At 61.9% G+C, this 18418-nt stretch carries 16 protein-coding genes; 11 read left to right on the plus strand and 5 right to left on the minus strand.

Annotation, left to right across the window (positions count from 1 at the left end; all coding sequences use genetic code 11):
- Nucleotides 1-83: 83 nt before the first annotated feature.
- The 6 genes from BTIS_RS06640 to BTIS_RS06665 all read left to right on the plus strand — a co-directional run bounded on the left by BTIS_RS06640 (nucleotide 84) and on the right by BTIS_RS06665 (nucleotide 8572).
- Nucleotides 84-1505 (plus strand): LLM class flavin-dependent oxidoreductase, encoded by a 1422-nt coding sequence (locus BTIS_RS06640; RefSeq protein ID WP_211279440.1) that lies wholly within the window; start codon nucleotides 84-86, stop codon nucleotides 1503-1505.
- Nucleotides 1506-1778: 273 nt separating this feature from the next.
- Entirely contained in the window at nucleotides 1779-3908 is a 2130-nt protein-coding gene (gene phoA, locus BTIS_RS06645) for an alkaline phosphatase (protein ID WP_094663923.1), read from the plus strand.
- A gap of 381 nt (nucleotides 3909-4289) precedes the next feature.
- Nucleotides 4290-6188: a molecular chaperone DnaK gene (dnaK, locus tag BTIS_RS06650; RefSeq protein ID WP_094663875.1), complete on the plus strand. Its 1899-nt coding sequence runs from the start codon at nucleotides 4290-4292 to the stop codon at nucleotides 6186-6188.
- Nucleotides 6189-6190: 2 nt separating this feature from the next.
- Complete coding sequence (gene grpE / locus BTIS_RS06655) at nucleotides 6191-6856, plus strand: nucleotide exchange factor GrpE (protein WP_094663877.1); 666 nt, start codon at nucleotides 6191-6193, stop codon at nucleotides 6854-6856.
- Between the two features lie 133 nt (nucleotides 6857-6989).
- Nucleotides 6990-8015, plus strand: a complete 1026-nt coding sequence (locus BTIS_RS06660; RefSeq protein ID WP_094663879.1) for a DnaJ C-terminal domain-containing protein — start codon at nucleotides 6990-6992, stop codon at nucleotides 8013-8015.
- 56 nt (nucleotides 8016-8071) lie between these two features.
- Nucleotides 8072-8572, plus strand: coding sequence for a heat shock protein transcriptional repressor HspR (locus tag BTIS_RS06665; protein ID WP_094663881.1), 501 nt, complete (start codon nucleotides 8072-8074; stop codon nucleotides 8570-8572).
- Nucleotides 8573-8631: 59 nt separating this feature from the next.
- Here BTIS_RS06665 and BTIS_RS06670 read toward each other — a convergent pair whose 3' ends face one another.
- Entirely contained in the window at nucleotides 8632-9675 is a 1044-nt protein-coding gene (locus tag BTIS_RS06670) for a LacI family DNA-binding transcriptional regulator (protein ID WP_094663883.1), read from the minus strand.
- Between the two features lie 290 nt (nucleotides 9676-9965).
- On the opposite strand from BTIS_RS06670, the gene BTIS_RS06675 reads away from it, so the two are divergent.
- A complete protein-coding gene (locus BTIS_RS06675; protein ID WP_094663884.1) occupies nucleotides 9966-11969 on the plus strand; it encodes a glycoside hydrolase family 127 protein in 2004 nt (667 codons plus the stop codon).
- 167 nt (nucleotides 11970-12136) lie between these two features.
- Nucleotides 12137-12367, plus strand: a complete 231-nt coding sequence (locus BTIS_RS06680; RefSeq protein WP_245819348.1) for a hypothetical protein — start codon at nucleotides 12137-12139, stop codon at nucleotides 12365-12367.
- 276 nt (nucleotides 12368-12643) lie between these two features.
- Here the strand turns inward: BTIS_RS06680 and BTIS_RS06685 are convergent, their stop codons facing one another.
- A complete protein-coding gene (locus BTIS_RS06685) occupies nucleotides 12644-14086 on the minus strand; it encodes an L-serine ammonia-lyase (RefSeq protein WP_094663885.1) in 1443 nt (480 codons plus the stop codon).
- A 396-nt stretch (nucleotides 14087-14482) separates the two neighbouring features.
- Here BTIS_RS06685 and BTIS_RS06690 point away from each other — a divergent pair, with 396 nt between their 5' ends.
- A complete protein-coding gene (locus BTIS_RS06690; RefSeq protein WP_094663924.1) occupies nucleotides 14483-15496 on the plus strand; it encodes a glycerophosphodiester phosphodiesterase family protein in 1014 nt (337 codons plus the stop codon).
- A gap of 89 nt (nucleotides 15497-15585) precedes the next feature.
- Here BTIS_RS06690 and rlmH read toward each other — a convergent pair whose 3' ends face one another.
- On the minus strand, nucleotides 15586-16065 hold the full coding sequence (gene rlmH / locus BTIS_RS06695; protein ID WP_094663886.1) for a 23S rRNA (pseudouridine(1915)-N(3))-methyltransferase RlmH: 480 nt from the start codon (nucleotides 16063-16065) through the stop codon (nucleotides 15586-15588).
- A gap of 402 nt (nucleotides 16066-16467) precedes the next feature.
- Nucleotides 16468-17106, minus strand: a complete 639-nt coding sequence (gene upp / locus BTIS_RS06700; protein WP_094663888.1) for a uracil phosphoribosyltransferase — start codon at nucleotides 17104-17106, stop codon at nucleotides 16468-16470.
- A 271-nt stretch (nucleotides 17107-17377) separates the two neighbouring features.
- Between upp and BTIS_RS06705 the strand changes: the two genes are divergently transcribed.
- Nucleotides 17378-17833 (plus strand): nucleoside deaminase, encoded by a 456-nt coding sequence (locus BTIS_RS06705; RefSeq protein ID WP_094663890.1) that lies wholly within the window; start codon nucleotides 17378-17380, stop codon nucleotides 17831-17833.
- Nucleotides 17834-17912: 79 nt separating this feature from the next.
- On the opposite strand, the gene BTIS_RS12215 is transcribed toward BTIS_RS06705, so the two are convergent.
- A complete protein-coding gene (locus BTIS_RS12215; RefSeq protein WP_258185456.1) occupies nucleotides 17913-18041 on the minus strand; it encodes a hypothetical protein in 129 nt (42 codons plus the stop codon).
- On the opposite strand from BTIS_RS12215, the gene BTIS_RS11860 reads away from it, so the two are divergent.
- Nucleotides 18040-18186 carry a hypothetical protein gene (locus BTIS_RS11860; protein ID WP_158216859.1) on the plus strand — a complete coding sequence of 49 codons (147 nt, stop codon included), beginning with the start codon at nucleotides 18040-18042 and terminating at the stop codon, nucleotides 18184-18186. The genes BTIS_RS12215 and BTIS_RS11860 overlap by 2 nt on opposite strands.
- Nucleotides 18187-18418: the final 232 nt, after the last annotated feature.

Consider the following 18418-nt stretch of genomic DNA (forward strand, 5'->3'; position numbering starts at 1 on the left):
GCGTCTGGGGAGGCGTGCGCCGATTTCGCCGAACGCCGTCCGCGGGGAGAGCGTTCGGGCCGTCGTCATGAAAGGACGCTTCAGTGGGGAACAACGCCGCCAACAGCAATGACCATCAGTTCAACAGCCCGGCCAAACGCCAGATTCACTTCAACGGATTCGTCAAGGACTGCGTGGGCCATCAGTCGTCGGGCATGTGGCGATACCCCGGCGACCGGTCGGCGGAATACACCGACATCAATCATTGGATCGAACTGGCGAAACTGTTCGAGCGCGGCCGTTTCGACGCCATGTTCATCGCCGATCTGGTCGGCTACTTCGACGTGTACGGCGGCAATGTGGACTCCGCGTTGCGCACCGCCTCGCAGCTGCCGATCAACGATCCGACCACGCTGATCTCGGCCATGTCCGTGGCCACCGAAAACCTTGGATTCGGCGTGACCGCCGGCGTCTTCTACGAGCATCCGTACACGTTCGCGCGCCGCATGAGCTCGCTCGACCACATCACCAACGGCCGTGTGGGCTGGAACGTGGTGACCGGCTATCTGCCGTCCGCACTGCGCAACATGGGTCAGGACGACATTCCGCACGACAAGCGCTACGACTACGCCGACGAATACCTCGAGGTGCTGTACAAGCTGTGGGAGGGCTCGTGGGAGGACGACGCAGTGGTGAAGGACAAGGCGCACGACGTGTACGCCGACCCGGCCAAGGTGCACGAGATCAACCATCACGGCGAGTTCTTCGATGTGCCCGGCATCCATCTGTGCGAGCCGTCGCCGCAGCGCACGCCGGTGATCTTCCAGGCCGGAACCTCGCCGCGTGGCATCAAGTTCGCCGCCGAGAACGCCGAGGCCATCTTCGTGACCGGCCCCACGCCGGAACTGGTCGCGCCGCAGGTGAAGAAGGTGCGTGACTCGCTCGAGGCCGCCGGCCGTGGCCGCTACGACGCCCGTGTGCTCATGATGCTCACCGTGATCACCGGCAACACCGAGCAGGAGGCGTGGGACAAGTACCACGACTACGAGCGGTATGCGTCCACCGAGGGCGCGCTCACACTGTATTCCGGATGGATCGGCACCGACCTGTCGAAGTACGATCTCGACCAGCCGCTCGACGACATCGACTCCAACGCCATCCAGTCCACGGCCGCCAACATGCAGAAGGTCAAGGGCGACGACGGCAAGCGCTGGACGGTGCGAGACATCGCCGTGCGTCGCGCGATCGGCGGCAATAGCCCGGTGATCATCGGTTCCGGCGAGCAGGTGGCCGACGAACTGCAGCGCATCGTCGAACTGACCGACGTGGACGGATTCAATCTCGCCTATGTGACCAATCCCGGCACGTTCGAGGACATCATCGACTATGTGGTGCCGATTCTGCAGGAGCGTGGGGTCTATCAGACCGAGTACGCGCCCGGTACGCTGCGCAACAAACTGTTCGGCAAGGGCGATCATCTCAATCCGAACCACCGCGGATACCAGTACAAGGTGTCCCGTCCGTAGCCGTGTCCGGTGCGGACTTGGCGGAGTGTTCGACGGCTGTTAACCGTCCGTTGCCGAAATTCATGTAGCGGTTGCCCGGGGGATGCCCCCCGGACGATTGACGGGCATAGCGTTCCCACATAGGGAGCATTCCCTCAGCGGTAAGGATGCCGGCTGGCCTGTTGGCGTGATCGTGGATCATGCCCTTGGGACAGCCGGCATAATACATCGGTCAGCGTCGACATGACGTGCGATCGAGCAACCGTTGCTCGAAGATGGAATTGAGGTATGGAAGTGAACACTCGCAAGGCTTTGAAGGGAACAGTGGCCGCGATCCTCGCGTCCGCCACTCTGTTCGGCTTCGCTGGTCTGGCCAACGCGGCCGACGGTCAGGGCGTCGAACAGCTCAAGGAACACGGTGCCGCACAGCGCATCGCCGGAGTCTACGGCAACGCCAAGGCCAAGAACGTCATCCTGTTCATCGGTGACGGCATGGGCGACTCCGAGATCACCGTGGCCCGCAACTACCTGCACGGCGTGAACGGCAGCTTCGACGGACTCGACAAGATCGGTCAGCCGAACCTGAACAAGGGCGTGGAGACCGGCACCGGCCAGTACACCACCTTCTCGCTGGGCAACAGCTCCAACGACTCGCTGATGGCCAAGGACAAGAACGGTCAGCTCACCGGCAGCAAGACCGCCGGCGTGATCACCCCCGTGACCGACTCCTCCGCCTCCGGCTCCAGCTGGGCCACCGGCACCAAGACCTACAACAACGCCGTCGACGTGGACGTCGAGGGCAACCCGCAGCTCAACCTCATCGAGCTCGCCAAGGCGGCCGGCAAGGCCACCGGTAACGTGACCACCGCCGAGATCCAGGACGCCACCCCGGCCGTGCTGGAATCCCACTCCTCCGAGCGCGCCTGCTACGGCCCGCAGGGCAAGTGGGACGGCACCGACAAGAACGGTGACGGCGTGGTCGATCTCAAGGACGCCGAGGCTGCCGGTATCGGCAGCTGCCTCGCCCCGCAGCTCAAGGCCAACGGCGGCATCGGATCCATCTCCGAGCAGCTGATCGACACCCGCGCCGATGTGACCATCGGTGGTGGCGCCAAGTACTTCAACCAGCTGGACCAGTCCGGCAAGACCCTGTGGCAGGCTGCCGCCGACCAGGGCTTCCAGACCGTGAAGTCCGGTGAGGTGGACGGCTTCAAGGCTCTGAGCGAAGCCAATCAGGACAAGCCGGTTCTCGCCCTGCTCGGCGACGGCAACCTGCCCACCGAGTTCAACCCGTCCGTGGCAACCAAGCAGGATCCGGCCAAGGACGCCAACCCCACCGAGTGCACCGTGAACGAGAAGTGGCTCGGCAACAAGGGCGCTTCGCTCGCCGACTTCACCGACAAGGCCATCGACCTGCTGCAGAACAACAAGAACGGCAAGGACAACGGCTTCTTCCTGCAGGTCGAGGGTGCCTCGATCGATAAGCAGGACCACAACGCCAACGCCTGCGGCCAGATCGGTGAGACCGACGACCTCGACAAGGCCATCTCCGCCGCCCTGAACAAGGTGGATCTGAGCGATACTCTGATCATCGTGACCGCCGACCACGCTCACACTTCCCAGATCGTGGAGTCCCAGCCGATCTACGCGCTGAGCACCGTGCTGAAGAACCGTGACGGCTCCAAGACCACCATCTCCTACGGCACCTCCGAGGAGGACCTGTACGGCAACGGCCAGGACACCAGCGGCGACGTGGAAGGCAAGGCCGACCCGAGCAAGGCCCAGGGCAACATGAGCCACACCGGCACCCAGCTGCGCATCGCGGCCTCCGGCCCCGGCGCCTCCCGTGTTGACGGCCTGACCGATCAGACCGACAACTTCTACACCATCGCCCACGCCCTCGGTCTCGCCACCGAGAAGGCCGATCAGGACAAGCTGTCCGACGGCGCTTCCGTGACCGCCAAGGACAACAAGAACCAGGTGTTCGACATCGCCGGCTTCAACGGCGACGCCGTGCTGCGCTACGAGCTCAAGGACAAGGACGGCAAGGTCGTCTCCGCCTCCGACGCGACCACCCCGCTGTCCGGTCTGCGCGTGAAGACCGCCGGTGTGACCACCATCGATCTGAGCAAGTTCATCACCTCCGACGCCAAGTACAGCCTGACCGTCACCGGTCAGCAGTCCGGCAAGACCGTTGAGATCAAGGACTTCGCCGGCCCGAACGGCACCGAAGGTAACGGCGCCGCCCAGGTTGGCCCGAATGCCTCCAGCGACAAGCCCGTGGCCTCCGGCAAGGTGAACGCTCCGAAGCAGAACGGCGTGCTCGGCAAGACCGGTGCCACCGTGCTCGGCGTGGCTCTGCTCGCCATGGCTCTGGTTGCCGGCGGTCTGGCCATCAAGTTCGCCAAGTCCCGCAACGCCTGAGACTGAGCCTGACCAAGCCTGAGACCGCAAGCCGCTACGGCGGAGTGCGGTAACGGGCGGCAGGCATCACACACCATAGGGGTTCTTCGAAACCGGGTGACACCGGTTCCGGAGAGCCCCTTTCTCGTAGGTTGTCTCTCATCGTCGAGAGCGATCCAATGCTGTCCGGGGTCTTCGAGTGAGTCGGAAACTCCGAAAAAAGTTTTTCGGTAAAGACGGAATAAAAACTGGACTTCTAAAGTTGAGTGGTGTAGGCTCAAGTTTTGGAAAGCGAAAAAGCCTACCGGGCTTCGGTCGATCGACGCAGTCGGTCGCGGAGGTCGCCGAGGCCGGAAGCTTGAGCGATAAACGTAGAACGAAACCTAACCATAGGAGGAAATTATGGGACGCGCAGTTGGTATTGATCTGGGAACCACGAATTCCTGCATCGCCACTCTTGAAGGTGGCCAGCCCACCGTTATCGTGAACGCTGAAGGCGCTCGCACCACGCCGTCTGTGGTCGCATTCAGCAAGTCCGGTGAGATCCTGGTCGGCGAAGTCGCCAAGCGTCAGGCCGTGACGAACGTCGACCGCACCATCAGCTCCGTGAAGCGTCACATGGGCACCGACTGGACCGTCGAGATCGACGGCAAGAAGTGGACTCCGCAGGAGATCTCCGCTCAGGTGCTGATGAAGCTGAAGAGGGACGCGGAGTCCTACCTGGGTGAGCCGGTCACCGACGCCGTCATCACCTGCCCTGCATACTTCAACGACGCTCAGCGTCAGGCCACCAAGGACGCCGGTAAGATCGCCGGCCTGAACGTGCTTCGTATCATCAACGAGCCGACCGCAGCCGCACTGGCCTACGGTCTGGAAAAAGGCAAGGAAGATGAGCGCATCCTGGTCTTCGACCTCGGTGGCGGCACCTTCGATGTCTCCCTGCTGGAGATCGGCAAGGACGACGACGGCTTCTCCACCATTCAGGTGCAGGCCACGAACGGCGACAACCATCTGGGCGGCGACGACTGGGATCAGAAGATCATCGACTGGCTGGTCAGCGAAGTCAAGAACAAGTACGGCGTTGATCTGAGCAAGGACAAGATCGCTCTGCAGCGTCTGAAGGAAGCCTCCGAGCAGGCCAAGAAGGAGCTGAGCTCCTCGACCTCCACCAGCATTTCCATGCAGTATCTGGCCATGACGCCCGACGGCACCCCGGTGCACCTGGACGAGACCCTGACCCGTGCGCACTTCGAGGAAATGACCTCCGACCTGCTGGGTCGCTGCCGTACCCCGTTCAACAACGTGCTGTCCGACGCCGGCATCTCCGTGAGCCAGATCGACCACGTGGTGCTCGTCGGTGGCTCCACCCGTATGCCCGCCGTCAAGGAGCTCGTCAAGGAGCTCACCGGTGGTAAGGAAGCCAACCAGTCCGTGAACCCGGATGAGGTCGTGGCCGTCGGTGCCGCCGTGCAGTCCGGCGTCATCAAGGGCGACCGCAAGGACGTGCTGCTGATCGATGTGACCCCGCTGTCGCTGGGCATCGAGACCAAGGGCGGCATCATGACCAAGCTGATCGACCGCAACACCGCCATTCCGACCAAGCGCTCCGAGGTGTTCTCCACCGCTGAGGACAACCAGCCGTCCGTGCTGATTCAGGTCTACCAGGGCGAGCGTGAGTTCGCTCGCGACAACAAGCCGCTGGGCACCTTCGAGCTGACCGGCATCGCTCCGGCTCCGCGTGGCGTCCCGCAGATCGAGGTCACCTTCGATATCGACGCCAATGGCATCGTGCATGTGTCCGCCAAGGACAAGGGCACTGGCAAGGAGCAGTCGATGACCATCACCGGTGGTTCCGGCCTGCCCAAGGACGAGATCGACCGCATGGTCAAGGAAGCCGAAGCCCACGAGGCCGAGGACAAGAAGCGCAAGGAGGATGCCGAGGTGCGTAACCAGGCCGAATCCTTCGCCTACCAGACCGAGAAGCTCGTCAACGACAACAAGGACAAGGTCTCCGACGAGGTCGCCAAGGAGGTCGCCGACAAGGTGAACGCTCTGAAGGAAGCCCTGAAGGGTGACGACATCGAGAAGATCAAGACCGCCCAGTCCGAGCTGATGACCTCCGCCCAGAAGATCGGCGAGGCCCTGTACTCGCAGCAGGCCGCCGCTGGCGCTGCCGGTGCCGCTGGTGCCGCAGGCGCTGGTGCCGGTACCGCGAACGCCGGTTCCGCCTCCAACGGTGGCGACGACGACGTGGTGGACGCCGAGGTCGTGGACGACGATGACGACAAGGACAACAAGTAATCATGTCTGACTTCAACAAGGACGATTACCTGAACGACATGGAGGATGCCGAGTCGCTGAAGAACGACCCGGCATCCGCCGGCTCTGCCCCCGCCGACGATGCGAAGAACGCCGACTCCGCCAAGCCCGCCGATGCCGATGCTTCGGCTCAGGCCGCCACGGATGCGGATACCGCGGACAACGCTGACAAGTCCGCCGACGCCGGCTCCGACGCCTCCGATACCGACGAGCTCACCCCGCTTGGCAAGGCCAAGAAGGAGGCCGCCGACTATCTCGAGGCCCTGCAGCGCGAACGTGCGGAGTTCATCAACTACCGCAACCGCACCGCCAAGGAGAAGGACGTGTTCCGCCAGCACGGCATCATCGACGTGCTGACCGCCCTGCTTCCCGCACTCGACGACATCGACCGCATTCGCGAACACAGCGAGATGGACGATTCCTTCAAGGCCGTGGCCACGAAGATCGACAAGGCATTCGAGAAGTTCGGTGTGGAGAAGTTCGGCGTGAAGGGCGAGGACTTCGATCCGACCAAGCACGACGCAATCCTGCATCGTCCCGACCCGACGGCCGACAAGGAGACCGTCGACGCCGTGGTCGAGGCCGGCTACCGCATCGGCGATCGCGTGATCCGCGCCGCCCGTGTGGTCGTCGTTTCCCCGCAGAACTAACACACTCACACCAGCCGGTGCCCGCCGGAATCGGCCTGCACCGGCACGATATCCCCGGTGTCCCTCCTCCATGGAGGGACACTGCACAGGAATGGATACCAAATAATTAACAGACTTGTGAAAGGAGACCTGAATGGCTGAGAATGAATGGCTGAACAAAGATTTCTACAAAGTCCTCGGTGTCTCCAAGGACGCTTCGGCCGACGAGATCACCAAGGCCTACCGTAAGCTCGCGCGTAAATACCACCCCGATCTGAACAAGACCAAGGAGGCCGAGGAGAAGTTCAAGGACATCTCCGAGGCGTACGACGTGCTCAGCAACAAGGATCAGCGTCAGAAGTACGATGCGATCCGCCAGTTCGGCATGGGTGGCGCTCGTTTCGCCGGAGGTTCGGGGCAGGGCGGCTTTGACGCCAGCGGCTTCTCCGACATCTTCGGTTCGATGTTCGGTGCGGGTGCCGGCGGCCCCGGTGGCTCGCGCATCCGTTTCTCCACCGGCGGTCAGGGAGGCCCCGACCTCAACGACATCTTCTCCGCGTTCGGCGGAGCGGCAGGTGCCCGGCCGGGCGGCTACGGTGCCGGCGGATACTCCTACGAGGAACCGCCGCGTCCGGAACGCGGCAAGGACCGCAACTCCAAGATCACGCTCACCATGCGCCAGGCGGTGAAGGGGGCCACGGTATCCCTGAGCATGGGCGGCAGCAAGTTCAAGACGCATATCCCCGCCGGAGTCAAGGACGGGCAGAAGATCCGTCTGGCAGGCAAGGGCCATGCCGGTCTGAACGGCGGCGCTCACGGCGACCTGTACCTCACCGTGCACGTGAAGTCCGACGACACGTTCTCCATGCGGGGACGTGACGTGGTGATGGATCTGCCGGTCACGATCGTCGAGGCCGCATGCGGCGGCAAGGTCTCCGCGCGCGACATCGATGGTGAGGTGGTCACGTTCAAGGTGCCCGCCGGCTCGTCGAGCGGTGCCGAGGTGCGGATCAAGGGCAAGGGCGTGCAGAGCCCCAAGGGCAACGGCGACCTGATCGGCCGGATCATGGTTCAGGTGCCCGACTCGCTGGGTCTGCGCCAGAAGAAGTCCCTGAAGGACTTCGACAACCTGAGCGAGGACTTCAACGCCCGCGTCGCATCCCAGCGCATGGGCGAATGATCCGCGGAGAACGATGAAACGATAACCAGACAGGAAAATCGGAAAGAAGGTGAACCATGGCTAAGATCACACCGAAGATTCGTCAGGCGTACACGATGTGCGCGCAGGCGCTGGTACTTGGCCGCGTGAACCTTGACGTTGTCGACCAGATCGGTCTCAACGCCGACTTTCCGATTTTCAGCGTCGGTCGGGCCGCCGAGCTCGCCGACATCCATCCGCAGACCCTGCGTCAGTACGATCGGCTTGGTCTGATCGTGCCGCAGCGCACGCCGGGCGGTGCCCGTCGCTACTGTCTGCGTGACATCGATCGTCTGGTTCAGGCGCAGCGCATGAGTCAGGAGGAGTCGATCAACCTCGCCGGCATCACGCGCATCCTGCAGCTCATGGAGGAGAACCGTCAGCTCAAGAGGCAGAATCGACAGCTGCGTCGCCGCATGGAAGGCAACGTGGTATTTGAAGCCGCCGCCGATGGCGAGGTGATCGAAGTGCAGCGCATTCGCCGCACCGCTCCCGCCAATCCATATCGACGCGCCATCCTCCAGATCACCGCGAGTTGATCACCGCGCGCTGATCGTCACGATCGTTCCGTACAAACCACGATCGTTCCGTGCAAACATCACCGTCTGCGGAAGATGCGATCGGTGTTGTTCAGCGCGGTTCGACGTGTCGGATCGGTGGATTCCCGTACGATCATCGGACATTCGACGGCAAAGGTGCCGCGATGGGGATGCCCGTTGATCGCGTCGATTAAATATGTGGCCGCCATCCTGCCGATCAACGAAATGTTGTTGTCGAACGTGGTGAGCGTGGGATGCGAGTTCGAGCAGAACACGAACCAGTTGTCGTGGCCGATCACCGCCACGTCCTGCGGCACACGCTTGCCGGCGGCCAGCAGTGCGCGGATTGCTCCGCGTGCGATCTCGTCACTCAGGCAATACACGGCATCCAGATGCGGGTGCCGGTCGAGCAGCAACCTCGCAGCCCGTTCTCCCCATTCCTCGCTCCACATGTCGAACAGCACTTCCACGGGTCGGAAATCGTAAAGCATAAACGTGCGCTGCGCCCCCTGCGCGCGGTCTCGTGCGGCTTGAAAATCCTCGGATCCGCCAATGACCGCAATGTATCGCCGCCCTAACGACAGCAGATATTCAATGGCCTGCGCTCCCGCTCCCACGTTGTCGCAGATGATGCTGCAATCATTCGGATCGGTCGACGGATCATACGTATACACCACCGGAAGGCCCATGGTGGTGGACGGCTTGAGTGGCGGTCGGGGATTCGTAGTGTCGCCAACCACGATCAGGCCGTCGACGCCTCGCGCGGCCAGCTGATCGATATGATTGCGTTCCAGATCGGGCCGTCCGTGTGAGCTCATCAGCAGCGCCGCATGATTCGATGCGCCGAGCGTTCCTTCCGCTCCGGTGAGCAGCGGCAGCGAGAATCGTCCGTTGTAATCCGACGTGATGAGTCCCACCAGACCGGAACGCATCCGTATGCCTTCTGCTGTCGATTTGCGATATCCAAGTCGTTGCGCGGTCGAGATCACATGTCGTCGTGTGGCGGCCGATACACGTTCGGTGCCGTTCAGCGATTTCGATACCGTGGCCACCGATACATGCGCCTCGCGTGCCACATCCTGCAGCGTCACTCGTTTCGCCATGCTTGATCGCTCCTGTCCTCATTGCCGTATTGATATGCAGTCTACCCACACTCTGCGAAATTTTTCGCATTCGCGGCATTCGCTGATATTGCGTCATACGGTTTCCTAATATCACAATCAACAGCAACGAAGAGCTGATCGGTGGCATTCCACAGTTGGAATTCCAACGATTGTCAATCCGTGGGTGAACTCGATGGAGAAGTGTTTCCGCCGACAAGCAATGGCCATCCATGGGGAGAACTCTGCGAAAAATGCGAAAGATTCGATAGACAAACGCGAAAGGGCAGCGAATGAGCGCGACAACAGTGAAGGTAACGTCGCCTTTCTGGGTGCGGTACCGCGACAATGTGGCCAACGAGGTCATCCCCTACCAGTGGTCGGTCATCAACGACGAACGTGAGATCGACATCCCCGAGGATCCGTCCGGCGTCAACAACCAAGACATCGACAACCATTACAGCCGCGCCGTGCGCAACCTGCGCATCGCCGCCGGCGACGAGGAAGGCCCCTTCAAGGGATTCGTCTTTCAGGATTCCGACGTGTACAAGTGGCTCGAAGAGGCCGCCTACGCGCTCGCCTACACCGACGACGCCGACCTGCGCGAACTGTGCGACAAGCTCGTCGATCTGATCGCCCGTGCACAGCGCGAGGACGGTTATCTCGACACCCCATACATCATCAAGTCCGGCGCGTTCGAGACGCGTGAACGTTTCACGCAGATCCAGCAGTCGCACGAGATGTATGTGATGGGCCACTACATCGAGGCCGCCGTGGCCTACTACGAGGTGACCGGTAACGAGCAGGCGCTCAACGTGGCCAAGAAGATGGCCGATTGTCTGGATGAGAACTTCGGTCCGGAGGATGGCAAGGTCCACGGTGCCGACGGTCATCCGGAGATCGAGCTGGCCCTCGCCCGCCTGTACGAGGTCACCGGCGAGCAGCGCTACCTCGACCTGTCCAAGTTCTTCATCGACGTGCGCGGTCGTGATCCCGAGTTCTACGACAAGCAGAACGCGAAGATCGGCAACGGCTCCACCGACATCTTCCCGCAGATGCGCGGCTGGACCCACGAATACACCCAGTCCGCCCGACCCATCCGTCAGCAGCAGACTGCCGAGGGGCATGCCGTGCGTGTGGTGTATATGCTCACCGCCGTGGCCCACGTGGCGCGTCTGACCCAGGACGCCGAGCTCGTTGAAACCGCTCAGCGTCTGTGGGAGGACATCGTTCGCCGTCGCATGTACATCACCGGCGGCATCGGCTCCACGCACGATGGCGAGGCATTCACCTACGACTACGATCTACCGAACGAGACCATGTACGGCGAGTCCTGCGCTTCCGTGGGTCTCAGCTTCGTGGCCCGTCAGATGCTGGACATCGCACCGCGCGGCGAATATGCCGACGTACTGGAGAAGGAGATCTTCAACGGCGGCATCTCCGGCATCGCACTGGACGGCAAGCACTTCTACTACGTGAACCCGCTCGAGGCCGATCCGCAGGCCAGCGCGCACAACCCCGATCAGGCACACGTGCTCATGCACCGCGCCGAATGGTTCGGATGCGCCTGCTGCCCGGCGAACATCGCCCGCTTCATCGCGTCGATCGATCGGTACCTGTACAACGTACGCGAATCCGACCGCACGATCATCGCCCACCAGTTCATCGCCAACGAGGCTAAGTTCTTCGATGGCGTGGAGGTGAAGCAGGAGTCCAACTTCCCGTGGGACGGCAACGTGAAGTTCACGGTGACCGTGCCGGAAGGCGCCGACGCCGTACGCTTCCTGGTTCGCATCCCGTCGTGGTCCGCAGGCCAGTACACGCTGACGGTGAATGGGCGCAATGCCGCCGACCTGCCGGTCGTCAACGGATTCGTGACCATCGATGCACCGGCTGGCGACACTGTGATCGCGCTGGGTCTCGACATGCGAGTGAAGTTCATGCGTTCCAAGAACGCCGTGCGTCAGGACGCCGGCAAGGTGGCCGTGATGCGCGGACCGGTCGTGTATTGCGCCGAAGAGGCGGATAACGAAGGACCGCTGTGGAACTACCGACTATCGGCAGCCGCCGTGTCCGGAGCCAGCGCCGAATACCATTCGGACGAGCTCGACGGCGTGACCGTGCTGACCGTTCCCGCTGCCAAGCGTGTGGACGACCCCGCGGACGCTCCGCTGTATGCCGATGTCGCCGACGGTCTGGCCGCTCCTCGCCCGGCCACGCTGAAGCTCATTCCGTACTACGCCTGGGCCAATCGTGAGATCGGCCAGATGCAGGTGTGGTTCGACTCCGATTTCTAGGATCGCCGGATCGGTTACGATGAGACATCGCGACGTCGCGCATGAGCTCATCCAATGTTTCACGTGAAACATGCTGTTGCTTGTGTATTTCACGATCTGGTTCGTAACCGATCCGCAATCACCATTACTGCTGTTATGTCAACTCATTCAACGAAGAAGGAAACATCATGAGTGCCGTAACCAAGGACGCTTCCGCGGTGAAGCTGTCGCTCAAGGAGAAGATCGCCTACTCCTGCACTGATATGGCAGGCAATCTGCTCTACGTGACGATCTCGTCATACATCATGTACTTCTACACCGACGTGTTCCACATTCCGCCGGCAGGCGCGCTCGGCGCGGGTACGATTCTGCTCGTCGCCCGCTTCGCCGCCGCCGTCTCCGCTGAGACCGAGGCCTGATTCCGGTCGTCTGGTCCTGGTCTCCGGTCCTGGGCCAGACTGACTGACCATCGTGAATATCGTCGGATTCGTTGAGTGCCATGAGGCCAGGTGCCCGACGAATCCGACCGCTGAAAAACCGAAATCAAGGATCGGTGCCAGCCGGTCCAGTAAGGAGCCGCCTGTACGAGACTACACCATATGATCGTTGTTTCACCTTTGGCACCCCGCGTACGCACGCGGGGTGCCTTGTTGCGTTTGGGTGGTGTTCGGATGGTGTGCGACGGGCGGCGTGCGTCAGCATTCGGTGACGTTGACGGCGAGGCCGCCCTCGGAAGTCTCCTTGTATTTGCTCATCATGTCGCGACCGGTCTCCTTCATGGTGCGTATGGCCGAGTCGAGCGAGACGATGTGCGATCCGTCTCCGAGCAGTGCCATACGCGCCGCGTTGATGGCTGTGTTCGCCGCCATGGCGTTGCGCTCGATGCAGGGGATCTGCACCAGTCCGCCGATCGGGTCGCAGGTGAGTCCAAGATTGTGTTCGATGCCGATCTCCGCCGCGTTCTCGATCTGATGCGGTGTGCCGCCGAGTGCGGCGCACAGTCCCGCCGCCGCCATGGAACAGGCCGATCCGACCTCGCCCTGACAGCCGACCTCCGCGCCGGAGATCGATGCGTTGCGTTTGAACAGATAGCCGATCGCCGTGGCGGTGAGCAGAAAGTCATAGACTCCGTCCATGGTCGCACCGGCGGTGAGCCACCAGTAGTAGTGCAGTACCGCGGGAATAATGCCGGCCGATCCGTTCGTCGGCGCGGTGACGATCCGCCCGCCGCCGGCGTTCTCCTCGCTGACGGCAAGCGCGAACAGATCCACCCATTCGCTGTCGGATGCGTGCGCATGGAATGTTTCACGCGATGTTTCACGTGAAACGTTGTCGTGGAACATGTCGACGTCACCATTGCCGAGTCGTCGATACAGTGCGGGGGCGCGGCGTGGAACATTCAGACCGCCCGGCAGCGTTGCCTCGTCGCTGGTGCATCCGTTACGTACGCAGTCACGCATCGTCCGCCAAATCGTCGTCATCATCGCGCGGGTGTCGTCGGCCGGGCGGAATGCCCGCTCGTTGCGGCGCACCAGATCGGCGATCGTGCACTGTTCCCGGTCGCACATCTCCAGCATCTGCGCGGCCGACGCGAATGGGAATGGAACGTCGTCGTCGGTTCCTCGGCCGTTGCCATGTCCGCTATCATCGGCGTCTCGCGATCGCAGCAGCTCGTCCTCGTAGGCGATGAATCCGCCGCCGATCGAATAGATCACCGCCGAACCCACCGTATGATCGCGCTCGTCAAGCGCGTGAAACTCCATGCGGTTCGGGTGCAGTCGCGGCGTATGCCAGGTGTTGAATTCGATATCGTCTCTTGTGAACGGCACGTCGTGCACGCCGGCAAGCGTCACCGTTCCTCGCCGGTCGCAGTCGTCAAGATCATGCAGCACATCGTCGGGGTTGACGCTTTCCGGATGCTTGCCCTCAAGCCCGGCCAGCACCGCGCGATCGGTGCCGTGCCCCAACCCGGTCTGTGCCAGCGATCCCAGCAGCACCACGCGCACACGGGCCGTGGCGTCCAGCAATCCGCGATCGCGCAGTGACGTGACGAATGCGCACGCGGCGCGCATCGGACCCACGGTATGCGACGACGACGGCCCGATGCCAATCGAAAACATATCCGTCACGCTCAGCATCATGACTCCTTGTTTCTGGTAACTGGAACGGTTGTGATGGTCGTTGTGATGGTCGACCACTATGGTCGGCCATTGCCAGCACCAGCATAAATGATCTCCGCGGCGCTGACCGTTACGTCCGTTTCGGTCACTGTGCTGCGGAATTGTCGTTGGTGTTGCCGGATTGCCCGTGGTTTGGGTGATAATGACGGGGAAGAACATCGTCGGACCCTGCGTGGCGGCCGCGGCATCGAGCCTCTGCCATCTGCCGCCGACGCCGCGGGGATATGACGATCGATCATGATGGAGTCGGCCAGTCAGGAGGTACTGATGTCGCGTAAGACGAAGGCGGTTGCGGGACGACGTGCAAATATCGCCAAGCATGGTAAAGGGTTGGGCGGATTCGGTTTCGGTGCGATGATTCGCAACGCGGTGATCACCGGAGGCGTGGCCGCCGGTCTGGGGGCGTGGGCGCTTGCCCCGCGTTCGCGCATCGAGGCACGTCGCTACCGCGTGCCGTCCGTGCCGTATGTGCACTACGCGCATCGCGGATTGCACGACGCAGGATCGGGCCTGTCCGTCGGCACGGTGAGCGAGCGCTGCGCATATGTGGATCTTGCTCGACGCAGTGCGCTGAAGGCCGGTTACGGCAGCGCCGATTTCGACGGTCCGATCGCGCCGGAGAACTCGCTCGCCTCGTTCGCCGCCGCGCGCGAGGCCGGATATGGCATCGAGCTTGATCTGCAGCTGACGCGCGACGGTCAGGTGGTGGTCGTGCATGATGCCGATCTCAAGCGTGTCGCCGGCGATCCGCGTCGCATCAAGGATCTCACCTATGAGGAACTGACCCGCATTCCGCTGTTCCCCGATCCCGCCAAGCCGGGTGACGCCGTGGCCGCTACGCGCGCCGACGGCAAGTGGGATGAGAAGCCGGCCGGCTACTACCAGCATGTGCCGCTGTTCTCCGACGTGCTCGCCGTGGTCGGTGGCCGTGTGCCGATCATCGTGGAGTACAAGTTCAACGACTACGGCTGGGATGACTCCTGCGAGGAGCTCATGAAGAAGGGTTCCGAGCTGCTGGCCGCATATGACGGCCCGTATGTGGTCGAGTCGTTCCATCCGAGCGCCGTGCGCTGGTATCGGGAGAACTGCCCCGAGGTGAACCGCGGTCAGCTGGCCGAAGAGGGCGATCCAACCAAGAACTGGAAGGACTGGCTGTGTGGTCTGCTGGTGTTCAACTGGCTTGGCCGCCCGGATTTCGTCGCCTATGACTGGCATGGCGGCGACAGCGCTCAGGCTCGATTCGCCCGCAAGCTCGGTGCGACCATGGTGTCGTGGACGGTTCGCAGTTCCGTGGAGTTCCAGCGGTCCGCGCCCTACTTCGACCACATGATCTTCGAGGCGTTCGTGCCCGATTCCCCGGCCCGATAGCCGTTGCCGCGCACTCTTCGCTGAACATTGCGAACGTTGCGAATGTCACGAAGAGTGCGCGTGATTCTTGTTCCTGCTATTTGTGATAGCTATTTGTGATACGGCTCGCCCGCGTTGATCTTGTAGGCGCGGTAGATCTGCTCGAGCAGGACCATGCGCATGAGCTGATGCGGGAACGTCATCTTGGAAAAGCTCAGATGATAGTCCGCACGCTTGAGGATCGCATCGTCCAGACCGATCGACCCGCCGATCACGAACTGGATATGACTGGTGCCGTGCAGTCCGAGATCGTTGATCTGCTGCGCGAACTGCTCCGACGTCGACTGCTTGCCATTGATCGCCAGCGCGATCACATAGGCGTCGTCCCGGAGATGCTTGGCGATGCGCTCGCCCTCCTTGGCCTTGATCAGTCGCTCCACGCCATCGCTCGCATGCTCCGGCGTCTTCTCGTCGGCCACTTCGACGATGTCGAGCTTGCAGTAGCGTCCAAGACGCTTGGCATATTCCGCGATGCCATCTCTCAGATATGGCTCCTTGATCTTGCCAACCCCAATAACCGTAATCCTCATGCCCTACACTCTAGCCGCTCTGCTTTGTGCTTTTGGTTCTGTTGGCAGATATAGGTGTGGGTGGAGGGAGGGGCATGCATTTCCCGATACACTCAAGGCCGTTCGGCCTCGCTCCGGGATTTGTTTGCATAGCATAACAAATCCCTCCGCTGCTTACGATCGGGAAACACATGCCCCTCCCTCCACGGCGTCTCCCCTGAAAGCCTTGACACTTGGGAAAGTACCCGCCCATTAGGCCAGACACGAGTGAGGGGAGGCGTGTATGTTTCGCGATTGTAAGCAGCGCAGGGGTTTGCTAGGCTTGCCCAGCAAACCCCGGAGCGAGGCCAAACGGCCTTGAGTGTATCGCGAAACATACACGCCTCCCCATGCCAAAGCACCTACGAAAAGCGTGATTGCCGATCAGTCGACGACGCCGTACAGGCGGTCGCCCGCATCTCCGAGGCCCGGCACGATGTACGCCTGCTCGTTGAGGTGATCGTCCACGGCGGCCACCACGACCTTGAAGTTGACGTCCGGGTTGACCTCCTGCTCAAGGCGCTTGAGTCCCTCGGGAGCCGCAAGCACGTCGATGCAGGTGATTTCGCGCGCGCCACGCTCGGCCAGGTAGTGGATCGCGGCCACCAGCGTGCCGCCGGTGGCGAGCATCGGGTCCACGAGGAACACGTGACGGCCGGTCAGATCGTCGGGCAGACGGTTGGCGTAGGTGATGATGTCAAGGGTCCGCTCGTCGCGCTTCATGCCGAGGAAGCCGACTTCGGCGGTGGGCAGCAGCTTCATCATGCCGTCGAGCATGCCGAGTCCGGCGCGCAGGATCGGCACGATCATCGGGCGGGGCGGGGCGATCTGCTTGCCGACCATCGGTGCGACCGGCGTCTCGATCGGCTTGTCTTCCAGCAGCAGGTCGCGCGTGGCCTCGTAGGCTTCGAGCATCACGATTTCGCTGATGAGCTCGCGGAAGGTGTTGGATGGGGTGTTCTTGTCGCGCAGAACGGTGAGCTTATGTTCCACCAGAGGGTGGGATACGACATGCAATTCCATACTCATGGTTTCCAAGTCTAATCGGGCGTATGCCCCCGCAGCCTCTGTGCCGCGATCATCCGTTGGTGATTGTGCGCTCGTTTCGACTCGTCGTGTTTACTTCGGGGGAATGGGCCATTGCCGGGATGCCACTGCACCCCTACACGGTAGTGTGATCACACTAAGAAAGATGGGCTGGAGGCTGTATGGTTCAAGTGTCTGCAAGGGTGAACGGGAGTCTGGCGGACGAGCGTGCGGAGAGTGTGATGCGGGAAGTCGATAGAGTGTCCGTATGAGCGACGTGGATCTGCGAATGATGGATGAGGCCCTGTCCCTTGCACGACAGGCGGCCTCGCATGGCGATGTGCCCGTGGGAGCGGTGGTGGTCGACGCGAACGGTGTGATCATCGGTCGTGGCCGCAATCGTCGCGAGGAGGACGGCGATCCGCTCGCCCACGCCGAAGTGCAGGCCATGCGCGAGGCCGCCGAACGTTGCGGCCGTTGGAATCTGGAGGATTGCACACTCGTGGTTACGCTCGAACCGTGTCCGATGTGCGCGGGCGCATGCCTCACCGCGCATATCGGTCGTATCGTGTTCGGCGCCTGGGATGCGAAGCTCGGCGCATGCGGGTCGGTGTGGGACATTCCCCGCGATCCTCACGTGGGTTCAACCCCCGAGGTGGTGGGTGATGTGCGCGAACCCGAATGCCGTGCGCTGCTCACCGATTTCTTCACTCGGCGTCGATGACATCCAACGCCCAATCGACGCGCCATTGCCCTTCGCTATACCTCGTCATGACCGCGTTACATGGGTAACGCCCGCGAAATCATGCGGCAATCGAAACCGTGTCCGTGTCGCCTAGCGTTAGCGTCACGATGATCGATTGATCATCGGCCGGAATCGGAAACACCGGTGCCGCGGAAATCGGAAGGAGGCGCACGATGGAATTCGCCATGAGCAGGATCGATATTCTGCGATTCATCTCCGATGAGTTCTTCGGCGCGGGATCCTCGGATCATACCGTTCGCGTGACCGTCACCATGCCGTTGAACGGCAGCGGCGACGAGGATTCATCAACGTCGATCGATCCCATTCATTAAGTAATGCACAAAGCTTGCCGTCCTGTCAACGTTCGCTGCACGAGTTCGTTGGCGGGACGGCATCGTTATTTCCGGCCTCCCCACTCGATCCGCCGTCGGCCCGTTCGTATCAGTCAATATCGGTCAATATTCGATAGGCCGTAACGTGGTATTTAGATTCATGAGGGGAAGCATCCACATTCCTGCCTTATATTCGGCACGTGCGGAACCACGTATGTGGTGTTCCGACGAT

This window comes from Bifidobacterium tissieri (genome assembly GCF_002259645.1).
GTDB classification, from domain to species: Bacteria; Actinomycetota; Actinomycetes; order Actinomycetales; family Bifidobacteriaceae; genus Galliscardovia; species Galliscardovia tissieri.